Source organism: Pigmentiphaga humi (assembly GCF_900606115.1).
GTDB lineage: Bacteria > Pseudomonadota > Gammaproteobacteria > Burkholderiales > Burkholderiaceae_B > Pigmentiphaga > Pigmentiphaga humi.
In genome coordinates, this window is record NZ_UWPJ01000034.1 from 19,138 (window position 1) to 43,223 (window position 24,086).

The following is a 24,086-nucleotide window of genomic DNA, read 5'->3' on the forward strand; positions in this document are numbered from 1 at the left end:
GCGCCCTCCAGGTCCTTGATGCCCATCGGGCCTGCGTCCGTGGGCATTTTGCTTGTATGGCCGTCTTGCCGCTGGCATCCGACCGGAGTATTCGTGCATGTTTGACCTCATCCGTAATCATCGCCGCTGGTTGCAGTTCATCCTGCTGCTGTTGATCCTGCCGTCCTTCGTTTTCGTCGGCATCCAGGGCTATTCCAGCTTCATGGAGGGCGACAAGGCCCTGGCGACCGTCGCGGGGGAACCCGTCTCGCAGCAGGAGTTCGATGCCGCTGTGCGCAGCCGCCTGGACCAGTTGCGCGCCATGATGGGCTCGCAGTTCGATTCGCAGGCTTTCGATACGCCTGCCATGCGCCAAGCGGTACTGGACGAACTGATCAATACGCGTCTGATCGCCGCCGAGGCTTCCCAGAAGCATTTTTCCGCGTCGGATGAGCAATTGCGCGCCACGATCCAGGCTATTCCTGCCGTTCAGGAAAACGGCCGTTTCAGCAACGCGCGCTATCGCGATGCGCTGGCTGCGCAGGGCATGACGCCGGTCATGTTCGAGGCCCAGCTGCGGCGCGACCTGGCACTGCAGCAGGTGCTGGGACCGGTCGCCGCGTCCGCCGCCGTGCCCGAGGCCGTGATGTCCCGGCTGGTGGCTGCCGCCACCGAGCGGCGCCAGCTCCAGACGCTGCGTATCGCGGCGGCGGATTACCGGGCCAAGGTCAGCGTGTCCGACGACGACGTGAAAGCCTATTACGAGGCCAACCGCACCCGCTTTGCCGTGCCCGAGCAGGTCGATGCGCAGTACGTGGTGCTGGACCAGGGCGCCGCCACGTCCGGCATCGCCGTGTCGGACGAAGACGTCAAGAGCTATTACGAACAGAACCAGGCGCGTTATCGCCAGGACGAGCAGCGCCGCGCCAGCCACATCCTCATCACGGCCGACAAGGACGCCAGCGACGCCGCGCGCGAGGAGGCGCGCGCCAAGGCGCAGGCGCTTGCGGAGCAGGCCAAGGCGCCCGGCGCGGATTTCGCCAAGCTGGCGCGGGACAACTCGCAGGATCCGGGGTCGGCGGCCAGCGGCGGCGATCTCGACTGGTTCGGCCGCGGCATGATGGCCAAGCCTTTCGAAGATGCCGTCTTCTCGCTCCAGCAGGGCGAGGTGTCTGCGGTGGTGCCCACCGACTACGGCTTCCACGTCATCAAGCTGACAGGCGTGCGTCCGGCCGTGGTCAAGCCGCTGGCCGAGGTGCGCAGCCAGATCGTCGAGGAAATCCGGCAGCAGCAGGCCGCGCGCCGCTTTGCCGAAGCCGCCGAGCAGTTCACCAATCTGGTGTACGAGCAGAGCGACACGCTGGATCCGGCCGCTCAGAAATTCAATCTCAAGGTGCAGGACGCCAGCGGCATTACCCGCAGCGGGCTGGCCGGCAATGAAGTCTTCGGCAATCCGAAGGTGGTGCAGGCGCTGTTCTCGGAAGACGTGCTGCGCGAGAAGCGCAACTCCGGCGCGATCGAGCTGGAGCCGAACCGCCTGGTCGCGGTGAGGGCAGCCAAGGTGACGCCGGCTTCCGTGCAGCCGCTCGCCGACGTTGCCGACGGGGTGCGCAAGCAGTTGGTGGAAGACAAGGCGCTGGCCCTGGCGCGTGCGGACGGAGAGGCCAGGCTCAAGGCGCTGCAGGCGCAGGACTCGACGCAAGGGTTCGGCGCGCCGGTCACGGTGGCGCGCAACGCGCCGCAGGGCCTGGCGCCTGCCGTGCTCGAGGCCGTCATGAAGGCCTCGGCCGACAAGCTGCCGGCCTTCGTCGGCGCCCAGGCCGGTGATGCCTACGTCATCGCCCGCATCGAAAAGGCCGAGGCCGGCCAGGCGCCGGATGCCGCGCTTCTTGCCAACGAGAAATCCATGATGGAGCGCCGCTGGGCGCAGGCCGAGCAATTGGCCGTGCTGCAGGCCCTGCGCGGCAAGTACAAAGCCAGCGTCTCCGACAATGGCAAACAACAGGTGAGTCCCGCCCCGGCGCGCTGAAGGGCGGCCCACCTTCTACCCGCATCAGCGGGCGGAGGGTGAACTTTCCTCCAGCAGCGGCTCCAGATGGGGCCAGACATTTTCCAGCAGGCGCGGCTGCGCCTGGATGGTCGGGTGCAGTCGATCGGCCTGGAACATCTCGACATGCTGCGCGACGCCTTCCAGCAGGAAGGGCGCGAGTGCGGCTTTCTGCCGACGGGCCACTTCGGCGTAGAGCTGCTTGAAGCGTTCGGTGTAGGCGCGTCCGTAGTTGGGCGGTATCTGCATGCCCACCAGCAGGACTCGGGCGCCTGCCTGGCGTGCCGCCGCAGCCATCTTGTCCAGGTTCGCCTCGGTCATCTGCAGCGACAGGCCGCGCAGCGCGTCGTTGGCACCCAGCTCGATCACGACGATGCCGGGCTGGTATTGCGCCAGCAGGGCCGGCAGGCGGCTGGCGCCGCCGCTGGTGGTGTCGCCGCTGATGCTGGCGTTGGCCACCCGGTAGGCGTGACCGCGTTCCCGCAGCCGTTTCTCCAGGAGCGTCACCCAGCCGGTTTCGCGCGGAAGGCCGTAGCCTGCCGACAGGCTGTCGCCAAGCACTAGCAGCACGGGCGCGGAACTCCGTGGCGTTGTGACGGTCTGTGCCACGGCTGCAGGCAAGGCGCCGGCCAGCGCCAGGCAGCATGCCGCCACGAACGCGCGCCGCCGGTTGCCGGCGAACTGGCCGGCAGGAACGGACGGCGGCTTCGAGCAAGGCTTTATCATGTCTTTCCTTATTTCAAGCGATCCCATCATGACGGCAACGACCCGATCCCAGCCCGGCAGCGTCCGGACCGAGCCTACGGCCCGCACGGCGATCGCCGTGCGCTCCCTGACCAAGCGGGTAGCGGATTCGAGCGGCGAACTGGCGATACTCGATGCCGTGGATTTTACGGTCGACTTTGGAGAGACCGTAGCCATTACCGGGAGTTCTGGGTCCGGCAAGTCGACCCTGCTGGGTTTGCTGGCAGGGCTGGACGTGCCCACTTCGGGCTCCGTGCAACTGGCCGGCGAGGATCTGTACGCGCTCGACGAGGACCAGCGCGCCCAGCTGCGGGCGCGCCACGTGGGATTCGTATTCCAGTCTTTCCAGCTGCTGCCGCATCTGACGGCGCTGGAGAACGTCATGCTGCCGCTCGAACTGGCCGGGCGCGATGCGCGCGCGGCCGCAACGGCCATGCTCGAACGGGTCGGCCTGGGCGAGCGCTTGCGGCACTATCCCAAGACGTTGTCGGGCGGCGAGCAGCAGCGCGTATCGCTGGCCCGGGCCTTTGTCGTGGAGCCTGCGCTGCTGTTCGCCGACGAGCCCACCGGCAGCCTGGATTCGGCGACCGGCGATGCCATCATCGACCTGATGTTCGAATTGCACCGCGAGCGTGGCACCACGCTGCTGCTGGTCACGCACGACGCCAAGCTCGCGCAGCGCTGCGCGCGGCAACTGGTCGTGGCGGGCGGCAGGCTGGTGCGCGATTCGGCGGCAGAGGTGTCGTGACCAGGTTCGTGGGGGCAGGGAAGTGGTCGTGACGCGGCCGCCGCTCATGCCGACGCGCCAGGGCCGCGGCGCGCGTCGCTCTGGCCCCGGTTGCGCAGCAGGCGTGCGGCAGGGGCGATTTCGCCAGCGGTGAGGCCGATCGGCCCCGTGCCTTGCGCCACGAGTTCGTCGGCCGCGGCGCCGTGCAGCCAGACGCCTGCGCGCGCAGCATCGTCCACCGCCAGTCCTTGCGCGAGCAGCGCCCCCAGCATTCCGGCCAGCACGTCGCCCGTGCCGGCGGTGGCCAGGCCGGCATTGCCGCTGCCATTGATGGACCATTGCCCCGTGGGGGAGCTGACCACCGTGCCCGCACCCTTCAGGATCACCCATGCGCGATAGCGCGCCGCCAGCGCTTGCGCTGCGGCGATGCGGTCGGCCTGGATGGCGTCGGTGCCGGTGCCGAGCAGGCGGGCGGCTTCGCGAGGATGCGGGGTCAGGATGGCTGGGGTATGCCGGCTGACCAGCATGGTGGCCAATGCGGGATCTCCGGCGAGCAGCGTGAGAGCGTCGGCGTCCAGCACGAGCGGCTGCTCGCCGGGGAGCCGCGTGAGCAATTGCGCCAGCCAGGTGTGCGAGGCGGTTCCCGTGCCCATGCCGCAGCCGGCGACCCAGCATGTCACCCCGAGGCTGCCGGCCTGGGCGAGCAGGTCTCCCGCCGGCCGCAGCATGAGCTCCGGATGCAGGGGGTCGCAAGCCAGCGAGCAGGAGTCTGGCTCCGCCAATCCGACCAGTATCTTGCCGGCGCCCGCGTAGAGCGCGGCACGCGCCGCCAGCAGCGCGGCGCCGGCCATGCCGGGCGCACCGGCGATCAGGCCCAGCGTGCCGTAGCTGCCCTTGTGGGTATCGTTGCCGCGCGGCGTGAAAAGAGCCGGGCAATCGCTGGCCTGGATCAGCCTGCCCGCTCCGTGCGCGTGGTGCGCCAGCCGCTCGGACAGGCCGAGGTCGGCAACGCCGACCGTACCGGCATGATCACCGCCGCCGCGCGTGTGCAGGCCGGGTTTGTCGCCGATATAGGTGAGGGTATGGGTAGCCACGATGCTGGCGGCTTGCGCGACGCCCGTATCGGCGTCCAGGCCGCTCGGCACATCGAGCGCCAGCACCGGGGCTTGCGTGAGGCGGGCCCAGCCGGCCCAGCGCGCCGCCTGGTCCGGCAGCGGACGCGACAGGCCGATGCCGAACAGCGCATCGACGATCAGGGCGGGAGGCTTGCCTTCGGGATGAAGCTGGCTGGGATCGCCCGGTTGCAGCAGGCCCTCGGGCAGCTCGCGCCAGGCCTGCGCGGCGTCGGGCGGCGGCGCGGCATGGGGCAGCGCCCAGACGCGCACGCACCGTCCGGCCTGATGCAGCAGCGCTGCCAGCATCGCCCCGTCACCGCCATTGTTGCCGGGCCCGCACAGGATGACGATCGCGCCTTCGGGCCAGCGCTGCGCCACCAGGTCCGCGGCCGCCCAGGCGGCGCGGCGCATCAGTGTGTGGGCGGGCAGAGAGGCGAGCGCTTCGCGCTCGACGAGGCGGATCGACGGCGTCCGGAACAGGAAGTGGGCGGGAGCGTGCACGGTGAGGGTCGGCTGCAGGGAAGCAAGACTCGAAAGGCCGCCGGCGAAGGCGGAGCGTCAGCCCCGATTCTTGCGCGCGTAGCGGGCAATGTCCAATCCGTCGAGGGGCTCTCCGGGCTCGCGGCCCGCCACGGCATCCGCCACAATGCGTCCCGCGCCGGGCGCCATGCCCCAGCCGTGGGCGCCGTGGCCGATGTTCAGGTAGAGGCCGGGCAGGCGGGTCCTGCCCAGGATGGGCGGGCCGTCCGGCGTGGTGGCGCAGGCGCCCGACCACCAGGTCGCGCGCGAGAAGTCCAGGACGCCGGGCAGCCAGTCGCGCGCCGCGCGCGCCAGGGTACGCCGGGCCTTGTCGTGGGTGCCGGGGCGGCGTCCCCCGAGGTCGGTCGTGCTGGCGATGCGCAGCCTGTGGCCGAGCGGCGTGAAGCTGACGCCGTAGGCCTGGTCGATGAAGGCGCGGCGCGGACCGATCGCATCGTCGCGCAGGGGCACCGTGGCCGCGTGGCCGGTAATGGACAGCAGCGGCGCGCGCACGCCCAGCTTGACCAGCATCGCCGTCGCGTCCGAACCATTGGCCATGACGACGGCCTGGGCCGCCAGCGCCTGGCCGTCGTGCAGTTGCACGCCCGCGACCGCGCCGCGAATGTCCTGGGTCGGGCGCGCCATGGCATTGAACCTGAAGACCACGCCGTTGCGCTCGCATTCGGCGGCCAGCAGGCGGGCGTACAGCGGACAGTTGCCGGAGTCGTCCCCGGGATAGTAGATGGCGCCTGCCAGCGGCGTGCCCACCCGGCTCGCATCGCGCAGATGCGGATCCAGCGCGATGGCCTGTTCGGGCGTGAGCAACTGGTGCGGGATGCCATGCTCCTGCATCAGTTGGCGTGCGGGCTTGCTGCGTTCCACATCGCGCTGCGATCGCAGCAACTGGACGGTGCCGTTGCGGCGTTCGTACTCGAAGCCATGGCGTTCCTGCAGTTCGGCGAAGCACGTGCGGCTGTAGCGGGCCAGGCGTTGCATGGCGCCCAGGTTGCCGGCATAGCGCTCGGCCTGGCATTGCCTGAGCCAGGCGCGCAGCCAGCCCCAGTGCCGGGGATCCATGGCCGGGCGCAGCATCGCCGGTTGCTCGGCCTTGAACATATAGGAAGCCAGGTGGCGCGGCATGCCGGGACAGGCCCACGGCGCGGCGTGATCCGCGGCGGCCAGGCCGGCGCTGCCGAAGCTCGCCTCTTGCGCGATGCCGCTGCGGCGGTCCAGGACCGTGACCTGCATGCCGTGCCGGTTCAGCCAATACGCGGTGCATACCCCGACGATGCCGGCACCGATCACAATCACATGCATAGAAAAAAACCTGCCCCGCCTTGCTGTTGTCCATGCGCCGTGGCCGGCGCACCTTGCCCGCTGCGGCGGGCACGCGATTTTACGCGGCAGCCGGCGTGGCCGTGGGAAAAAATCCCGGCCGGTGTGGTTTTACGGGCAATGAACTCCCTCTATGCGCTGACGCGCGCCCTCCGGCCGGATCCGCGGTGCCCTGGATTGGACAGTGCCGTTTCAGGTGACAGGGGGGCGGCGGCCGGTGAACGCGTGGACTGGTTTTCCCCTATCCGGCAGTACGAAGTAAAATCATGGATTGGCACGCGGCTCCCCGCTGCGTTTTCCCCGTGATTTCCTCCGCTTCCGCTTCCTATCGTGGCCTCCATCCTGCGCCTGCCCGGCCCTCTTGCCCTTTCCTCGTTCCGCCGCGACCGCCTGTTGCGCCGGCTGCAATCCCTGAACGCCTCGGTGACGGACGTCGCGGCCCGCTACGTGCACTTCGTGTCCGTGGAAGGCGAACTGTCCGCGGATGAGCGGCAGCGCCTGGAGAACCTGCTGCGCTATGGCGATCCCGCGCCTGCGGTCCAGCAGGGCCTGGAACTGCTGGTGGTGCCGCGCCTTGGCACGGTATCGCCATGGGCCAGCAAGGCCACCGACATCGCGCACAACTGCGGCTTGGCCCAGGTGCGGCGCGTGGAGCGCGGCGCGGTCTATACGCTGACGCAGAAGCGCGGCTTGCTGGGGGGAGCGAAGCCGCTGGCCGAGCAGGAACTGGCGGCGCTGGCGGGCGCCTTGCACGACCGCATGACCGAGACCGTGGTCGATGGGGGGTTCGACGGTGCACCGCTGTTCGCCACGCTGGCCGGCAAGCCCATGCAGACCGTGCCGCTCCTGGCCGACGGCGCGCCCGCCCTGGTGGCGGCCAACCGCACCATGGGACTGGCCCTGTCGGACGACGAAATCGAGTATCTGGTCGAGGCCTTCAACGGCCTGGGCCGCGATCCCACCGACGTCGAGCTGATGATGTTCGCGCAGGCCAACAGCGAACACTGCCGGCACAAGATCTTCAATGCGCAGTGGGTCATCGACGGCCAGGCCCAGGACAACACGCTGTTCGGCATGATCCGCGCCACCCACAAGGCCCAGCCCGAAGGCACGGTAGTGGCCTATTCGGACAACGCCGCGGTCATGGCCGGCGGCAAGGCCGAACGCTTCCACGTGCAGCCGGGCGCCGAAGGGCTGGAGTACGGCAAGCGCGAAGCCATCGTGCACACCTTGATGAAGGTCGAGACCCACAACCACCCGACCGCCATCTCGCCGTTCCCCGGCGCCTCTACCGGCGCGGGCGGCGAGATCCGCGACGAGGGCGCAACAGGCCGCGGCTCCAAGCCCAAGGCGGGCCTGACCGGCTTCACCGTGTCGCATCTGCGCTTCGACGATGCACTCGAGCCCTGGGAACACGAGGGCCACGGCGCGCCCGACCGCATCGCCTCGCCGCTGTCCATCATGATCGAGGGCCCGATAGGCGGCGCCGCGTTCAACAACGAATTCGGCCGTCCCAACCTGCTGGGCTATTTCCGCACCTTCGAACAGACCGCGGGCGGCGTGCGCTGGGGCTACCACAAGCCCATCATGATCGCCGGCGGCCTGGGCACCATCGAAGACGGCTATACGCACAAGCTGGACCTGCCTCCCGGCGCGCTGCTGATCCAGCTGGGCGGACCCGGCATGCGCATCGGCATGGGCGGCGGCGCCGCGTCCAGCATGGGTGTGGGCAGCAATACGGCCGACCTGGACTTCGATTCGGTCCAGCGCGGCAACCCCGAGATCGAGCGCCGCGCGCAGGAGGTCATCGACCGCTGCTGGCAGCTCGGCGCGGACAACCCCATCCTGTCCATCCACGACGTCGGCGCGGGCGGGCTATCGAATGCTTTCCCCGAACTGGTCGACGGCGCCGGCCGCGGCGCGGTGTTCGACCTGCAGCGCGTGCCGCTGGAAGAGTCGGGACTGTCGCCGGCCGAGATCTGGAGCAACGAATCGCAGGAGCGCTACGTGCTGGCCATCCTGCCCCGGGACCTTGAGCGTTTCGACGCCATGGCCGGGCGTGAGCGCTGCCCCTATGCGGTGGTCGGCGTGGCCACCGAGGAGCGCCAGTTGCGCGTGGTCAACGGCGAAGGCTTCGGCGCCGGAGACGTGGCCGCGGCCGATTGGGCCAAGACCGCGCGTCCGGTGGACGTGCCGATCGACGTGATCCTGGGCAAGCCGCCGCGCATGGAGCGCGACGTCGCGCGTCAGTCCGGCGCGGGCGAGCCGCTGGACGTCGTGGGCCTGGAACTGGACGACGTGGCCTTGCGCGTGCTGCGCAATCCCACGGTCGCCAACAAGACTTTCCTGATCACCATCGGCGACCGCACCGTGGGCGGCCTGTCCGCGCGCGACCAGATGGTCGGACCGTGGCAAGTGCCGGTGGCCGATTGCGCGGTCACGCTGGCCGACTACAGCGGCATGCGCGGCGAGGCCATGGCCATGGGCGAACGCACCCCGCTGGCGGTGATCGACGCGCCGGCCTCGGGCCGCATGGCGGTGGCCGAGGCCATCACCAACCTTGCCGCCGCGCCGGTGCCGCGCATGGAAGACGTCAAGCTGTCGGCCAACTGGATGGCTGCTTGCGGCGAACCCGGACAGGATGCGGCGCTGTACGACACCGTCAGCGCGGTCAGCACGCTGTGCCAGCAGGTCGGCCTGGCGATCCCGGTGGGCAAGGATTCGCTGTCCATGCGCACGGGCTGGAACGAGCAGGGCGAAGACCGCCGCGTGGTCTCGCCCGTGTCCCTGGTCGTGACCGCCTTCGCGCCGGTCGACGATGTGCGCAAGACGCTCACGCCGCAGCTGCGCACCGATCAGGGCGACACCACGCTGATCCTGATCGACCTGGGGCGCGGCAAGCATCGCCTGGGCGGCTCCGTGCTGGCGCAGGTCGTCGGCCAGGTCGGCCAGGCCGTGCCGGATATCGACGCGCCGGACGATCTGCGCGCTTTCTTCGCCGTCATCCGCACCCTGGCGGACAGCGGCGTGATCCTGGCTTACCACGACCGCTCCGATGGCGGCCTGTTCGCCACGGTGTGCGAAATGGCCTTCGCCGGCCATACCGGCGTCTCGATCAACCTCGACATGTTGACGCTCGATCCCCACGCCGCCGACTGGGGCGATTTCAAGATCCGCCCCGAGCAAGTCTCGGTGCAGCGCGACGAGCTGACGATCAAGGCCTTGTTCGCCGAAGAAGCCGGCGCGGTCATCCAAGTGCCGGCCGCCAGCCGCAACGCGGTCATGGAAGTGCTGCGCGGCGCCGGCCTGTCGGCGCATTCGCACGTGATAGGCGAGCCCAACGGCCGTGACGAGATCGAGTTCTACCGCGATGCCAAGCGCATCTGGGGTAAGCCGCGCGCCGAGCTGGGCAAGGCCTGGAGCGAGGTCAGCCGCCGCATCATGGCCTTGCGCGACAACCCCGAATGCGCGCAATCCGAGTTCGACCAATGGGACGACGCGGGCCATCCCGGTCTGGCGCCCAAGGTCGGCTTCGATCCGCAGGAAGACGTCGCCGCGCCCATGATCGCTGCCGGCGCACGTCCGCGCGTGGCCATCCTGCGCGAGCAGGGCTGCAACAGCCAGGTTGAGATGGCCTACGCCTTCGACCGGGCCGGCTTTGCCTCCTGGGACGTCCACATGACCGACCTGCTGGGCGGCCGGGTGGACCTGGCCGACTTCAAGGGCCTGGTGGCGGTTGGCGGTTTCAGCTACGGCGACGTGCTGGGGGCCGGCGAAGGCTGGGCCAAGACCATCCAGTACAACCCGGTGCTGGCCGAGATGTTCGCCGCCTATTTCGGCCGTGGCGACACCTTCGCGCTGGGCATCTGCAACGGCTGCCAGATGCTGGCCGCGCTGGCGCCCATGATCCCGGGTGCGCAGGATTGGCCCCGCTTCACCCGCAATCGCTCGGAGAAATTCGAGGCGCGCTTCTCGCTGGTGGACATCCCCGAATCGCCGTCCATCTTCTTCGACGGCATGGCTGGCTCGCGCATGCCCATCGCGGTGTCGCACGGCGAGGGCTACGCGAACTTCTCGCAGCAGGGCAAGACCGGATCGGTGCTGGCCGCGATGCGCTTCGTCGACCACGCGGGCAAGCCCACCGAAGCCTATCCCCACAACCCCAACGGCAGCCCGGGCGGCCTGGCAGGCGTGACCACCGCCGACGGCCGCTTCACGGCGCTGATGCCGCACCCGGAACGGGTGTTCCGCAACGTGCAGATGTCGTGGAGCCCGGCCTCCTGGGGCGAGAAGGACAGCGGCGGCGAGTTCTCGCCGTGGATGCGCATGTTCCGCAACGCGCGGCGCTGGGTGTAGCCCTACTGGTAGGGGATGGGGAAAGTATGACGAAACTGTCCCATGGGACAGTTTCAGGCAGATTCGCGAGGGGCGGAAGCTCGCTAGAGTGGCGCTTCCCGTTCGTCTTTCCGCCGAGTCTTCCGTGTCCCGTCACGACAGCGCCTACCGTAGCCTCTTTTCCCATCCGGCCATGATGGCCGAACTGCTGCAAGGCGTGGTGCGCCAGGAATGGGTGGCCCAGGCCGACTTCTCCACCCTGGAGCGGCTCAACGCCGAACACGTGGCCCCGCGGGGCAGCCGCCGCCGGGCCAGCGACATGCTCTGGCGGGTGCGCAGCCGGCACGGGGACTGGGTGTACGTATACCTGCTGCTGGAATTCCAGTCGCGCAGCGATCCCTACATGGCGTTGCGTGCACTGACCTATGTCGGGCTGGAATACGAAGACATCCTGCGGCACAAGGGCGCGCAAGGCGACGGGCGGCTGCCGCCGATGCTGCCCATCGTGCTGTACAACGGCGTGCCGCGATGGAGGGCGTCCCAGCAGGTGTCCGAGTTGATTGCGCAGGCGCAGGGGCTCGAGCCGTACGTGCCGCAACTGCGTTATTTGCTGTTGGACGAAGGGGCATTGTTGGCGCACGGTAGTCTGCCTGCCGAGAACCTGGCCACGCTGCTGTTCCGGCTGGAGCATGCGGCCGACGAGGACCAGATGCGCCAGGCGCTGCGGGGACTCGTGCGGCGCCTGCGGGGGACGGCGCTGGAAGAACTGGAACGGGCGTTCACGGCGTGGCTGACCGAAGTGCTGCTGCCGGATCGGGCACCGGGTGTTAGGATGCCCAAAGTGGAAAATCTGCAGGAGTTCGATGCGATGATCACTGCCGAAAAGATCGATTGGAGCCTGCGCTGGAAGCAGGAAGGGCTTGAAGCTGGGCGGGAGGAAGGCCGAGAAGAGGGCCGCAAGGAAGGTCGAAGGGAAGGCCGAAGGGAAGGGCTGCAGGAGGGCAAGGCGCGGCTGCTGGAGCAGCAGTTGGTGCGCGCTTCGGTCCGTTGCCGGTTGCCGTGCGCGAACGCCTGGCCGGTGCTTCCGATGGCGAACTGGATGCCTGGGCTTTGAATGTGCTGGATGCGTCCAACCTGGACGAGGTGTTCCGCGGCTGAGGCCTGTTGCGTCCGCGGTGTGCCGGCAGATGGGAAAACGCAGGGCAGCCCAAGCTGAAAAAAGAAAACCGCCTTGCGGCGGTTTTCCAGGGGCTTCGATCGATTAGAAGCGGTGCTGCAGGCCCACGGCCAACTGGCGGTAGGTCATGTCGCGGTCTTCGGCGAAGTTGCGCACGTCGTTGTCCGCGAAGAACGCGTACAGGTTGGTGCGCTTAGACAGGTCGTAGGTATAGCCGACCGCCCAGCCGTCCACCTTGGACTTGGTAGCCTTTTGATAGGCGGCGTAGATCTTGCCGGGGCCGACAGGGGCACTCACACCCAGCGTATAGGCGTTGTCTTTGGTGAATGGAGTGGTCCCGGGAGCGACAACGACCCGGTTATAGTTGTTCAGATAACCCGTCGTGATGTTTTGCGCCCGCGCATAGCCGGCGTACACGGCGGCAACGCCGAAGTCGTAGCTAAGACCCGCGGTCAGGTTCCTGAAGGTATTGGAGCCGGAGACCGGCGATTCGACTTGCTGATAGGTCAGCACGCCTTTCAGGGGGCCGTTGTCATACTTCACACCGGCGTCGATCATGCGGTTGTTCCTGCCGCTCTCGGGAAGTTCCGAGTCGGTGCCGCCGATAGGCGCGAAAGCGTTGAAGCTATAACCGACGGCGGCCTGGAAGCCGGCGAACGAGGGCGAGTAGTAGTAGACCGAGTTATTGACGCGACCTCCGCCCATGACGTTATCGTTATAGGCAAAAGTACTGCCGATGCTGGCGCTGCTGAAGCTCAGGCCGAAGGGGTTGGCGATGCCGGCGGCCCACATGAAGGCCAAGTTGGTGGTGCGGCCCAGCGTCAGGCGGCCAGCCTGGGCGCTTTCCAGGCCGACGAAGGCATAGCGGCCGAACAGGCGGCCATGGGTTTCCGTGCCGGTGTCGGTAGTGAAGCCGTTCTCCAACGTGAAGATGGCCTTCAGACCATTGCCCAGGTCTTCCGAACCGCGCATCCCGAAGCGCGACTGACTCATCAGGCCGCTATCGATTCCCTTGCGAGTCCGACCGTCCTCTTTGCTCCAGTTGAAGCCCGCGTCCACCAAACCGTATAGGGTGACAGACGACTGGGCGTGTGCGGCGCCTGCGAAACCCGCCAGCAGGGCGGTTGCGAGTAGCGTTTTCTTCATTTATTGACCTCCGGCAAAAACTCAGCTTTCGATGAGCAGAAAAACAATCGATTCCAATCTCCCGGCTTGGCTGGCCAGCCAGGAAACCTGAGGGAAATTTCATCAGAAAGCCCGGGGGAGGCCAATCAATCAAAATTATTGCGATTTGCAAGCTAGTCGCGAGGACGAGACGGATTTCACGCGTTTCGCCATGAAGGCAACGGATGCGCTTGCGAGGTAGCTTTTGGACACTTTTTTTGCGTTTTGGGAGGCTGCCAATAAAAAACCCCGCACGAGGCGGGGTTTCAAGCTTGATCGCACCGGAGCCCGAGGGCTCCGTGCATGCCGGACTAGGCCGGCAGGCTGTGCTTAGAAGCGGTGTTGCAGACCGGCGGCGAACTGGCGGGCATCCAGGTCGCGGTTGGTGGTCCACTGGCGAACTTCGTTCTGGGCGAAGTAGGCGTACAGGTTGGTACGCTTCGACAGATCGTAGGTGGCGCCGAGAGCGAAGCCCTTGACCTTGGACTGAGTGGCCTTCTGGTAGGCGGCGTAAACCTTGGCCGCACCACCGATCGGGGCGCTCACGCCCAGGGTCCAGGCGTTGTCCTTGGTGAAGTTGGCGCTGGTGGCGCCGCTGGTGTAGCCGGTACCGGAGTAGGCAGCAGCACCGTTCCAGGCGCCCGGGTTGTTGATGTTCTTCGCGTTGGCGTAGCCAGCGTAGACAGCCACGACGCCAAAGTCGTAGTTGGCACCCAGGGTCAGGTTCTTGAACTTGCCGTTGTTGGCAACAGCGGTACCGCCGGCGGTCTGGCTGACCGGATCGACGATTTGATACGTCAGCACGGCCTTCAGGGGGCCGTTGGCGTATTGCACGCCCAGGTCCAGCAGACGACTATTGGCCTTGGTGTTCATCGTTTCTTGGCCGTTGATGTTGAAGCTGTAGCCAATGCCGGCCTGGAAGCCGGAGAAACGGGGCGAGAAGTAGTAGACGGCGTTGTCGGCACGGCCGGCGCCCAGATCGGCGTCGTTGTAGCCGAAGGTGCTGCCAACGGTCGACGTGCCGAAGCTCAGGCCGAACGGGTTGACGATGCCAGCAGCCCAGGCGAAGCCCAGGTTGGTGGTACGGCCGAAGATCACGCGGCCGGCGGAGGCGCTTTCCAGGCCCACCCAGGCGGCACGGCCGAACAGGCGGCTTTGCAGTTGGGTGCCTTCGTCAGCGTTGAAGCCGTTTTCCAGCGTGAAGATGGCTTTCAGGCCGTTGCCGATGTCTTCCGAACCACGGATACCCCAGCGCGATTGGCCCATCAGGCCGCTGTCGATACCAACGCGGCTCTTGTTGCCTTCGAGCTTGGCGTAGTTGAAACCGGCGTCAACGATACCGTACAGGGTAACGTTGCTTTGAGCTTGAGCGGCACCTGCGAAGCCAGCCAGCAGGGCGGCGGCAAGAAGGGTCTTCTTCATTTAAATAGGTCTCCAGCGGAGTGAGTAACTCAATAGATCGGGAGATGGTGGGGAAACAATGCTGCCGTTTCCGTTACCGAAGGCAACCCCCCGATCATGCTTGCGATTTCTACGCGGTTGCACATGCTGTGAAGAAATCTTGGTGAATTTCACCAGAAAGGCCCTGGGGTGCCAACAGCTAATTCCGCCGTACCTGTAGTGTTTTGCGGGGAGGTCTCACTTTCTGTCACCTAATTGCAACTTGTGGACCGGAAGGCTCGAATTTGCACGGATGAGCATCGTGTCGAAATTAAAGGAAAACCCCATGAAAACTGCCGGAAACGGCTGAATTCATGGGGTTTTTGGGATCAATCAAGGAAAACCCTGATTGTTCAAAATTTAATTAATGAGCACGCCTGCGTTGTTGGCGTAAACCAACAAATTATTGGATCTTGGCTTTTTCACGCAGGCTGCTCTGGAATTCGCGCAGCTTGTTCTGGCGCAGCGATTCTTCGATCTGCGGCCGCAACTGGTCCACCGGGGGGAACTCGACCGGACGCACGTCGTCCAGGCGGATCACGTGCCAGCCGAACTGGGTCTGCACGGGGGCCTCGGTCATCTGGCCTTTTTGCAGCGCGCCCAGGGCATCGGCGAAGGGCTTGACGTAGGTGGAGGACGGCGCCCAGTCCAGGCTGCCGCCGTTCGCGGCCGAGCCCGGATCCTTGGATTGCTTGGCCAGGTCTTCGAACTTCGCGCCTTTCTTCAATTGCGCGATGATGTCCTTGGCCTGGTCCTCGCTCTCGACCAGGATGTGGCGGGCGAGGTATTCCTGGCCGCCCTGGGCAGCCTTGACGCGATCGTATTCGGCCTGGACCTGCTGGTCTGTGATCGGGTTCTTGGCGATGAAGTCATTGAACAGGCCGCGGATCACCACGGTCTGGCGGGTCAGCTCGATCTCGGCCTGGATCTCGGGCTGCCGGGCGACGCCGCGCTTGTCCGCCTCTTGCAGGAAGATCTCGCGATTGATCAGTTCATCGCGGATCTGCTCGCGCAGCTGCGGCGAATCGGGTTGGCCCTGCTTGACCAGCAGCTTGACGAATTGGTCCACGCGCGAAGAGGGGATGGCCTTGCCGTTGACGACGGCGGCATTCTGCGCAAAAACCGGGGCGGCCACGGTCAGCGCGGCTGCCAGCATCAAAACACGCTTCATTGATGGAAGTCCTTGAGGATGAAAGGAAGAAGAGATACGAGGGTAGAGACCGGGCTCAATGGGGTGATGCAGAGTGTTCTTCTGGTGTCAGTGCCTGGATCGCCAGTGCATGAATATGCGTAGGCATCAAGTCTGCCAGTCGATCATACACCAGCCTATGTCGGGCCACCCGGTTCAGGCCCGCGAACCGGGACGAGACGACGAGCAGCCGGAAGTGGCCGGCCCCGCCTTGCGCGCCGGCGTGTCCGGCATGCAGGTGGGAGTCGTCCTGCACCTCTACCGAGCGCGGAGCGAGCGCCTGCAGGCGCTCGCGGATCCAGTCCATGCGCTCCTGGTTCATGAGCGTTCCGCTCCCGCGTCGGTCTCGCGCTTGGCGATTTCCTCGACCTTGCCTTCGCCGGGCTGCTTGATGTGGCGCCCCAGGTAGATCGATTGCAGGACGATGAATACCAGCAGCAGTCCGAAGATGCCGAACACCTTGAAGTTGACCCAGATCTCGGTGGGCCAGCGGTAGGCCACGTACAGGTTGAGCGCGCCGACCGCGGCAAAGAACGTCACCCATGCCATGTTGAGCCGGTTCCAGACGGTGTCGGCCAACTGGATCTGCGCGCCCAGCATGCTGCGCAGGAAGTTGCGCCTGAACAGCCACTGTCCGCCGGCGAGCACGGCGGCGAACAGCCAGTACAGCACGGTCGGCTTCCACTTGATGAAGGTTTCGTCGTGCAGGAACAGGGTCGCACCGCCGAACACCACGATGATGGTCAGGTTGATCCAATGCATGGGTTCGATCTTTCTGCGCCGCGCGAGCAGCCAGACGATCTGCAGCACGCTGGCCGCCATGGCGACGCCGGTGGCCACGTAGATGTCGGCGAATTTGTAGGCCGCGAAGAACAGCAGCAGGGGGAACAGATCGAACAGTAATTTCATCGGAATCGCGGACAGGGATGGCTGAAGTGGAGGAAAAGAACGGGCAGGGCCCTACAAGGGTTCGAACTTGAGCGATACCGAGTTGATGCAGTAGCGCAGGCCGGTGGGCGGCGGGCCGTCCTCGAATACGTGGCCCAGGTGGGCGTCGCAGACATTGCACAGGATTTCCGTGCGCACCATGCCGTGGGTGGTGTCGACTTCCTCGCGAACGTTGTCGGGGTTGATGGGAGCGAAGTAACTCGGCCAGCCGCAGGCGGATTCGAACTTGGTGTCCGAGGCGAACAGCGGGGTGCCGCAGGCCACGCAGCGGTAGATGCCCGCTTCATGGTGATTCCAGTATTGTCCGGTAAAGGCCCTTTCGGTCGCCTTTTCGCGCGCTACCGCGTATTGCATGGGGGTGAGCAGCGTGCGCCATTCGTCGTCGGATTTGTGGACTTTGGGTTTGTCGGTCATGGATCGAAGCCTCATGAAGAACAACTGACTTGCAGGGATCCCGCCCAGTCGGGCGGCAGGCGGGCGTAGCTTTCGCAGCCCGGCTGTTCCGTATAGGGGTCGCGCAGCAGGCGCACCAGCCTGTCGATCTCGCCGGCGTCGCGTGAGCGGGCTGCGCGTATGGCCAGTTCGGCCAGGTGATTGCGCAGGACATAGAGCGGGTTGACGCGGTTCATCGCGGCGGCGCGCGCGGCATCGGCTTGCCCGTCCTGGCGCAGGCGGGCGCGGTAGCCAGCCAGCCAGGCCTGCGCGGCCTCGCGGTCGATGAACAAATCTTCGAAGGTTTCGCCGCCGGGCGGCGGGGACGTTTCGGTGCTGGCGACCCGGGCCAGCCGGCGGAAACCCAGTGAGAAGTCGGCGCGGTCGTGATGCATGGCGGCCCACAGCCCGTCGAGCAGTTCCTCGTCGCCGTCCTGCCATTGGCGCAGCCCCAGCTTGGCCGCCATCTTGCGATGGAAGGCGCCGAGGAAGGCCTGCTCGTAGCCGGCCAGCGCCGCGCGCAGCGCGGCTTCGTCCTGGACCAGCGGCATCAGCGCGCCGGCCAGGCGGTAGAGATTCCAATGCCCGACCGCGGGCTGGGCATCCCAGGCATAGCGGCCGGCCGAGTCGGAATGGTTGCAGACGTGGTGGGCGTCGAAGCCGTCCATGAAGCCGTACGGGCCGTAGTCCAGGGTCAGCCCGAGGATGGACATGTTGTCGGTATTCATGACCCCGTGGCAGAAACCCACCGCCTGCCAGTCGGCCATCAGCTCGGCGGTCCGGCGCGTGACGGCCGCCAGCAGCCGCAGATAGGGGCCGGCGGCAGACTGGGCTTCTCCCGCGGGAGCGGGGCGGCACTCCGGATAGAAACGGTCGATGACGTAATCGGCCAGTGTGCGCAGCAGGTCGGGACGCTGGCGGCTGGCCCAGTGCTCGAACGAGCCGAAACGCACGAAGCTCGGCGCCATGCGGGTGACGACCGCGGCGGTTTCGACGGTTTCGCGGATGACCGGGTCGTCGGAGGCGACCAGAGCGAGCGCGCGGGTGGTGGGAATGCCCAGTCCGTGCATGGCTTCGGAGGCAAGATATTCGCGCACCGACGAGCGCAGCACCGCCTTGCCGTCTCCCATGCGGGAGTAGGGCGTCAGGCCCGAACCCTTGAGCTGGAGCTCCCAACTGCCCGCGGGGCCGCATGCCTCGCCCAGCAGCAGCGCGCGGCCGTCGCCCAACTGGCCGGCCCAGACGCCGAACTGGTGGCCGCTGTAGACGGCCGCCAGCGGGGCGCCGCCGGGCAGCGGCTGAGCGCCGGAGAACACTGCCAGGAACTGCGGGCCAGCCAAGGCTTCGGGCGCAAGTCCGATCAGCGCGGCGGCCTCGGGGTTGGCATGAACCAGCCAGGGATCGCCGAGCGGCTGGGGCGTGACCCGGGAGTAGAAGTCCTCGGGCAGCGCGGCAAAGGAATTGTCGGTTCGCAGCGAAGAAAGATCGGTCACGAGCTTCAAAACAGTTATCCACGGCGCCGTGCGCCTTCCACATTGCATGTACGGGCCCTTACCCAGGGCGCCGCGGATCCGGCTCCGCCGGTCCGCCAGCGTCGCCCCTGGGCTCGGCGCCGGGCCGCCCCAAGGCGGGCCCAGCCCCCTTCGGGGGCTACCGCGCAGCGGCTGGGGGCTCACCATACTGGGCGCGCGTAAGCGCGTAGGGGGGACCTTTTCTCAGGTTAACCTATTTGCATGGATTCCATTTTTTTCTCCCGCTCCCTACGCCGCCGCGGAACGGGGCGGGCAGGCGCGCGTGCCCGCCGGGAGCAGGGTGCGTGGAAGGCCTGATCGTATCGGTACTCAACGGGCTTTGCTACGGCCTGCTGCTGTTCATGCTGTCGGCCGGGCTGACCCTGGTGTTCAGCATGATGGGCATCATCAACTTCGCCCATGCGAGTTTCTACATGCTGGGAGCCTATCTTGCCTATGCCGTCGGCGGCGCGCTGGCACGGGCGTCGATGCCGGCGGGCGCTGCGTTCTGGACCGCCTTGTTTCTGGCTCCTGTGCTGGCGGGCCTGGGCGGGGCGGCGGTGGAGCGTTTCGCGCTGCGCCGCCTGCGGCCGCGCGGCCACGTGGCCGAATTGCTGTTCACCTTCGCGCTGGCCTACGTCATTGTCGAGCTGGTGCAGCTGGTATGGGGCCGTTCGGCGGTGCCGTATCGCATGCCGGCGGCGCTGGCCGAGCCGCTGCTCGTGCTGGGCGGCCAGGCTTTCGCGGCCTACCGGCTGGTGATCGCCGCCGTGGCCGGAACCATGCTGGCGGCGCTGTGGTGGGGGCTCAAGCGCACGCGCATCGGCCTGGTGGTGCAGGCGGCCATCGCCCATCCGGACATGGCGCAGGCGCTGGGGCACGACGTGCCGCGCGTGTTCATGCTGGTGTTCGCCGCGGGCTGCCTGCTGGCGGCGCTGGCCGGCGCCATCGGCGGCAGCGTATTCGTGACCGATCCCGGCATGGCGCAGGCGCTGGGGCCCATCGTCTTCGTCGTCACTGTCGTGGGCGGCCTGGGATCGCTGGCGGGCGCCTTCGTGGCCAGCCTGCTGATCGGCCTGGTGCAGACCCTGGCCGTCGGCGCGCATTTGTCGCTGGCCGGCGTGGCCGGATGGCTGGGCGCGCGACCCGAGGCGGTCGCCGCGCTGGCCGCCTGGCCGCTGTCGCGCATCGCGCCGGTGCTGCCGTATCTGCTGATGGTCGCGGTGCTGGTATGGCGGCCGCGCGGCTTGATGGGCGCGCGCGAGACATGAGGCCGTGGGCGCGCGTTTCTTCCGGGGTGGCGTGGAGCCTGGCGCTGGGACTGCTGGCCATGCTGGCGCCGCTGCTGCTGGGCAGCCGCTTCCAGCTCGGGCTGATGTCGCAGATGGCGGCCATGGCGGTGCTCGCGCTTTCCTACAACCTGCTGCTCGGCCAGACCGGCCTGCTGTCGTTCGGACATGCGGTCTATGCGGGGCTGGGTGGTTTCGCCGTCATCCATCTGCTGCGCGCCACGGCGCAGGGAGGATGGGCTTTGCCGGTGGCGGCGCTGCCGCTGGCCGGCGGCCTCGCGGGCGCTGCGTTCGCTCTGTTGATCGGCTACCCGACCACGCGCCGGGGCGGTACGCCCTTTGCGATGATCTCGCTGGCCATCGGCGAACTGGTCTATGCGGCGGCAGGCACGTGGCCCGAGCTGTTCGGCGGAGAGTCCGGCCTGGCGGGAGACCGTACCGCCGGCCCGGCACTCGGGATGGAGGGCTGGTTCGATCCAGACCTGGGCGCCGATCTCGCCATGTATTACCTGACGGCGGGCTGGGCGTTGCTGTGCGGCGCGGCCATCTACGGCTTGGGGCGCATGCCGCTGCTGCGGTTGGCGAACGCGGTGCGCGAGAATCCCCAGCGGGTCGGCTTCATGGGCTACGACCCGCATGCGGTGCGTTTCCTGATGCTGGTGCTGGCGGCATTCTTCGCCGGTCTCGCCGGCGGCCTGGTGGCGCTGAATCTGGAGATCGCCAGCGTGGAAAGCCTGGGCACGGCACGCTCGGCCATGGTGCTGCTGGCGGTAGTGGTCGGCGGCAGCGGTTTTTTCCTGGGCCCGGTGCTCGGCGCGCTGGTCGTGACGGCATGTTCGGTCGCGTTGTCGCGCTATACCGGCGCGTGGCAGCTTTATCTGGGATTGTTGTTCGCGCTGGTCGTGCTGGCGATGCCGGGCGGCCTGGCCGGCGCGGCGTGCTCGCTGGCGGGGCAGTGGCGGCGGCAGGGCGCCTGGCCGTGGCTGCGCGCGCATGCGTGGCAAGCGGCCGCGGCCGTGTTGCTGCTGGCGGGGTTGACGTTGGCCGTGGAGCTCGCCTACGGCCTGGCGCACGGTCAGGCGGGCAATCCGGCCGCAGGCTGGTTCGGCCTGGAGTTCGATGCCCGGGCGCCGCTGCCGTGGGCGGCTGCCTGCATATTGCTGGGTATGGGGATGGCCTGCCGCAGGACGGGAAAACGGCATATGGCTTTACAGGAGCACGGCGATGTGCGGCAATGAGCGCATCGCCTTGGCGTTGGAAGGCGTGGCGATGCGCTACGGCCAGGCCCGCATCCTGCACGGCGTAGAGCTGCGGGTGGAGCGGGGCGAGTTCCATGCGCTGATCGGTCCGAACGGCGCGGGCAAGTCCACCTTGTTCAACGTGGTGTCGGGCGTGGCAGCGCCGACGGCGGGACGGATCCGGCTGCACGGCCGCGACATCACGGGTCTGCCCGCGCACAAGGTGGTGCGGCGCGGCCTGTCGCGCAGTTTCCAGGTCGCCAATGTCCTTGCCGGCATGTCGGTGGCGGACAACCTGCGCTGTGCGGCGATGCGGGCCTGCGGCGTGGGCTATCTGCGGCGCCGGGGTTTGCATGCGGCCCATGCCCGCGCGGACCGGCTGCTGGCCGGCCTGGGGCTCGACACGTGGGCGCTACGGCTGGCGGGCGAACTCGGCTATGCCGGCCAGCGCACGCTGGAACTGGGCATGGTGCTGGCGACGGACGCGAGCGTGCTGCTGCTGGACGAGCCGACCGCCGGCATGAGCCGCACCGAGGCTGCGCGGATGTCGGCCTTGCTGCGCGAGGCTTGCCGCGGCCGCACCGTCTTGATCGTGGAGCACGACATGCAGGTGGTCTTCGAGCTGGCGGACCGGATTTCCGTCATGGTGCGGGGCGAGATGATCGCCACCGGCACGCCGGACCGCATCCGCGCAGACCCGGCCGTGCGCCGCGCCTATCTGGGCCAGGCCGGGGAGCACGCCCATGGGTGATATGGCCCTCAGGATAGCGGATGCGCGCGCTTGGTATGGCAAGGCGCAAGTCCTGCATGGCGCGCGCCTGGAAGTCGGGCGCGGCGAGATCGTGGCGCTGCTGGGGCGCAACGGGGCGGGCCGCTCGACCCTGGCGCGGACTGTCATGGGGCTGGTCGCGCGCAGCGGCAGCTTTGTCTGGAACGGCCGCGAAACGCGCACGCTGCGGCCTTTCGACATCGCCCGCCTGGGGATAGGCTACGTGCCGGAAAGCCGGGACATCTTTCCGGGCATGACGGTGGCGCAGAACCTGCTGCTCGGCCAAAAGCAGGCTCGGCCGGGGCGGTGGCGCCCGCAGGACGCCTACGATCTATTTCCCGCGCTGGGCCGCCGGGCCGACACCGATGCCCAAGTGCTGTCCGGCGGCGAGCAGCAGATGCTCGCGCTGGCGCGAACGCTCATGGGCGATCCGGCCTTGATGCTGGTGGATGAGCCGACCGAAGGGCTGGCGCCCCAGGTGGTGGCGCAGTTGCGCGGGTTTTTCCAGGTCTTGCGCGAGCAGGGCATGGCCATGCTGCTGATCGAGCAGAAGCTCGACCTCGCCTTGGACATCGCCGACCGTGTCTACGTGCTGGGGCACGGCGCCGTGGTGTTTGAAGGAACACCCGCAGCATTGCTGGCGCAGCCCGGCGTGCGCAAGGAGTGGCTGGAGCTCTGACGGGGAGGGGGGCTGGCGGGGAAAGGCGGCGCTAGGAGAGCGTCCAGGCCGCGGGCGACGTGCCGAGGCGGCCGGCGGGCAAGTCCCAGTACATGGGCGTGCCTGCAAGGTCCAGCGCCGGCTTGAGGCGCCGTGCACGGCCCCAGGCCGTCAGTTCCGACGGCGCGGTGCAGTCGCCGCGGGTCTCCGGCGCAAGAGGTTTTGCGCCGGCCGGTGCCACCTCTTGCACGAGCAATGCAGCGGTGCGCGCCAGCGAGGTCCGCGTTTCGGTGCCCGCGCCGCTGCGCAAGCGCTCGCACAGTCCGCGTATCGCCGCGGCCGCCATGATGTAGCCGGTGGCGTGGTCCAGCGCCTGCACCGGCAGCGGCGTCGGCCGGGGTCGGCCCGACTGCCGCATGCCGGCGTCGGCGATGCCGCAACTCATCTGGACCAGGCTGTCGAAGCCGCGCCGCGTCTTCCATGGGCCCGACCAGCCGTAGGCATCGAGCGAAACGTCGACCAGCGCGGGATTGATGCGCCGCCGCTGCTGCGCATCGAAACCCAGGGCGGCCAGCGCGTCGGAGCGGTAGCCGTGCACCAGCACGTCGGCATCGCGCAGCAGCTGGCGGAAAATGCGCCGGCCTTCGGCCTGGCGCAGGTCCAGCCGGGCGCAGCGCTTGCCCACGGTCAGTTCGGGTTCGGCGGCAGGTTCTTCCCAGCCCGGCGGGTCCAGCCGCAGGACTTGCGCGCCATAGCCGGCCAGCAGCCGCGTGGCGACCGGGCCGGCGATGATGCGGGTCAGGTCGAGCACGCGTATGCCTTGCAGCGGCCGCGCGGCCGGCACGGCCCAGGCAGGAGGTTCCGCGCCTGGCGTGCGCGCATGCCAGGCCAGCGGCTCGGCAGCGATCGCCATGCCTTGCGGGTGGGCCGCCCATTCCTGAAGACTGCGCATTTGTGCCGCGCAGCCGCGTTGTTCGACCACCGCGCTTTCCAGTTCCTGCGCCTGCCAGCCTGCGACGGCGCGCGCCACGCTGTCGCGATCGGCGGCGCAGCCCAGAACGCGCAGCGCGGCCTCGCGATGATGCGGCGCATTCGTATGCAGGCGTATCCAGCCATCGGCGGTTTCGTAGTCGCCGGCAACGGCGTCCCACGTCGGCGGCCGTTTCCAGCCCACCGGCCGCAAAGAGGAGTCGAACCAGAACGAGGCCAGGCGCCGGTCTACCCGCACGGCCGGCGCCTGGCCGCCGCGCAGCGCCAGCAATTCCGCCAGCGCCAGCCCTGCGGCGCCGATGGAGGCTGCCGCCAGTTCGGTCACCGCAAAGACGGAGGGCAGGCTGCCCGTGCCGGTGAACGCCGCCTGGCCCGCCAGCCCCGGGGGGCCGTCCAGGGCGTGCCAGATGGCGTGCAGGAAACCGGCGGCGGCCCCGCCGGCATTTCCTTCGGTTGCTGGGGTGGCGTTCATGGCGATGG

Annotated in this window: 19 protein-coding genes; 8 read left to right on the forward strand and 11 right to left on the reverse strand. The window is 67.8% G+C overall.

Annotated elements, in window-relative coordinates:
- The first annotated feature begins 97 nt into the window (after positions 1–97).
- Positions 98–2,008 carry a SurA N-terminal domain-containing protein gene (locus PIGHUM_RS20475; RefSeq protein ID WP_124081581.1) on the forward strand — a complete coding sequence of 637 codons (1,911 nt, stop codon included), beginning with the start codon at positions 98–100 and terminating at the stop codon, positions 2,006–2,008.
- A gap of 24 nt (positions 2,009–2,032) precedes the next feature.
- On the opposite strand, the gene PIGHUM_RS20480 is transcribed toward PIGHUM_RS20475, so the two are convergent.
- Positions 2,033–2,752 carry an arylesterase gene (locus PIGHUM_RS20480; RefSeq protein WP_124081582.1) on the reverse strand — a complete coding sequence of 240 codons (720 nt, stop codon included), beginning with the start codon at positions 2,750–2,752 and terminating at the stop codon, positions 2,033–2,035.
- Between the two features lie 28 nt (positions 2,753–2,780).
- Between PIGHUM_RS20480 and PIGHUM_RS20485 the strand changes: the two genes are divergently transcribed.
- Entirely contained in the window at positions 2,781–3,518 is a 738-nt protein-coding gene (locus tag PIGHUM_RS20485; RefSeq protein WP_124081583.1) for an ABC transporter ATP-binding protein, read from the forward strand.
- Between the two features lie 44 nt (positions 3,519–3,562).
- Here the strand turns inward: PIGHUM_RS20485 and PIGHUM_RS20490 are convergent, their stop codons facing one another.
- Positions 3,563–5,113 (reverse strand): NAD(P)H-hydrate dehydratase, encoded by a 1,551-nt coding sequence (locus tag PIGHUM_RS20490; RefSeq protein ID WP_246013378.1) that lies wholly within the window; start codon positions 5,111–5,113, stop codon positions 3,563–3,565.
- A gap of 57 nt (positions 5,114–5,170) precedes the next feature.
- Positions 5,171–6,448, reverse strand: coding sequence for an FAD-dependent oxidoreductase (locus tag PIGHUM_RS20495; protein ID WP_124081584.1), 1,278 nt, complete (start codon positions 6,446–6,448; stop codon positions 5,171–5,173).
- Between the two features lie 348 nt (positions 6,449–6,796).
- On the opposite strand from PIGHUM_RS20495, the gene purL reads away from it, so the two are divergent.
- Together purL and PIGHUM_RS20505 are read left to right on the forward strand one after the other, a co-directional pair.
- Positions 6,797–10,822, forward strand: coding sequence for a phosphoribosylformylglycinamidine synthase (gene purL, locus PIGHUM_RS20500; protein WP_124081585.1), 4,026 nt, complete (start codon positions 6,797–6,799; stop codon positions 10,820–10,822).
- A 124-nt stretch (positions 10,823–10,946) separates the two neighbouring features.
- Positions 10,947–11,915: an Rpn family recombination-promoting nuclease/putative transposase gene (locus PIGHUM_RS20505; protein ID WP_124081586.1), complete on the forward strand. Its 969-nt coding sequence runs from the start codon at positions 10,947–10,949 to the stop codon at positions 11,913–11,915.
- A 147-nt stretch (positions 11,916–12,062) separates the two neighbouring features.
- Here PIGHUM_RS20505 and PIGHUM_RS20510 read toward each other — a convergent pair whose 3' ends face one another.
- The 7 genes from PIGHUM_RS20510 to PIGHUM_RS20540 all read right to left on the reverse strand — a co-directional run bounded on the left by PIGHUM_RS20510 (position 12,063) and on the right by PIGHUM_RS20540 (position 18,692).
- Entirely contained in the window at positions 12,063–13,124 is a 1,062-nt protein-coding gene (locus tag PIGHUM_RS20510; protein ID WP_124081587.1) for a porin, read from the reverse strand.
- Between the two features lie 348 nt (positions 13,125–13,472).
- Complete coding sequence (locus PIGHUM_RS20515) at positions 13,473–14,564, reverse strand: porin (protein ID WP_124081588.1); 1,092 nt, start codon at positions 14,562–14,564, stop codon at positions 13,473–13,475.
- A gap of 421 nt (positions 14,565–14,985) precedes the next feature.
- Positions 14,986–15,753: a peptidylprolyl isomerase gene (locus PIGHUM_RS20520; protein WP_124081589.1), complete on the reverse strand. Its 768-nt coding sequence runs from the start codon at positions 15,751–15,753 to the stop codon at positions 14,986–14,988.
- Positions 15,754–15,808: 55 nt separating this feature from the next.
- Entirely contained in the window at positions 15,809–16,093 is a 285-nt protein-coding gene (locus PIGHUM_RS20525; protein WP_124081590.1) for a BolA family protein, read from the reverse strand.
- On the reverse strand, positions 16,090–16,680 hold the full coding sequence (locus PIGHUM_RS20530; protein ID WP_124081591.1) for a septation protein A: 591 nt from the start codon (positions 16,678–16,680) through the stop codon (positions 16,090–16,092). Before PIGHUM_RS20530 ends, PIGHUM_RS20525 begins: the two co-directional genes overlap by 4 nt.
- 51 nt (positions 16,681–16,731) lie before the next feature.
- Positions 16,732–17,133, reverse strand: coding sequence for a peptide-methionine (R)-S-oxide reductase MsrB (msrB, locus tag PIGHUM_RS20535; protein ID WP_124081592.1), 402 nt, complete (start codon positions 17,131–17,133; stop codon positions 16,732–16,734).
- A gap of 11 nt (positions 17,134–17,144) precedes the next feature.
- Positions 17,145–18,692, reverse strand: a complete 1,548-nt coding sequence (locus PIGHUM_RS20540) for a protein adenylyltransferase SelO (RefSeq protein WP_124081593.1) — start codon at positions 18,690–18,692, stop codon at positions 17,145–17,147.
- Between the two features lie 275 nt (positions 18,693–18,967).
- Here PIGHUM_RS20540 and PIGHUM_RS20545 point away from each other — a divergent pair, with 275 nt between their 5' ends.
- The 4 genes from PIGHUM_RS20545 to PIGHUM_RS20560 are packed head-to-tail and all read left to right on the forward strand — an operon-like array spanning position 18,968 to position 22,637.
- Entirely contained in the window at positions 18,968–19,933 is a 966-nt protein-coding gene (locus tag PIGHUM_RS20545; protein ID WP_124081594.1) for a branched-chain amino acid ABC transporter permease, read from the forward strand.
- A complete protein-coding gene (locus tag PIGHUM_RS20550; protein ID WP_160142379.1) occupies positions 19,930–21,189 on the forward strand; it encodes a branched-chain amino acid ABC transporter permease in 1,260 nt (419 codons plus the stop codon). The genes PIGHUM_RS20545 and PIGHUM_RS20550 overlap by 4 nt, the downstream gene beginning before the upstream one ends.
- A complete protein-coding gene (locus tag PIGHUM_RS20555) occupies positions 21,176–21,940 on the forward strand; it encodes an ABC transporter ATP-binding protein (protein ID WP_124081596.1) in 765 nt (254 codons plus the stop codon). The genes PIGHUM_RS20550 and PIGHUM_RS20555 overlap by 14 nt, the downstream gene beginning before the upstream one ends.
- Positions 21,933–22,637 carry an ABC transporter ATP-binding protein gene (locus tag PIGHUM_RS20560; RefSeq protein ID WP_246013380.1) on the forward strand — a complete coding sequence of 235 codons (705 nt, stop codon included), beginning with the start codon at positions 21,933–21,935 and terminating at the stop codon, positions 22,635–22,637. The genes PIGHUM_RS20555 and PIGHUM_RS20560 overlap by 8 nt, the downstream gene beginning before the upstream one ends.
- A gap of 31 nt (positions 22,638–22,668) precedes the next feature.
- On the opposite strand, the gene PIGHUM_RS20565 is transcribed toward PIGHUM_RS20560, so the two are convergent.
- Positions 22,669–24,078, reverse strand: a complete 1,410-nt coding sequence (locus PIGHUM_RS20565) for a CoA transferase (RefSeq protein WP_124081597.1) — start codon at positions 24,076–24,078, stop codon at positions 22,669–22,671.
- Positions 24,079–24,086 lie beyond the last annotated feature (8 nt).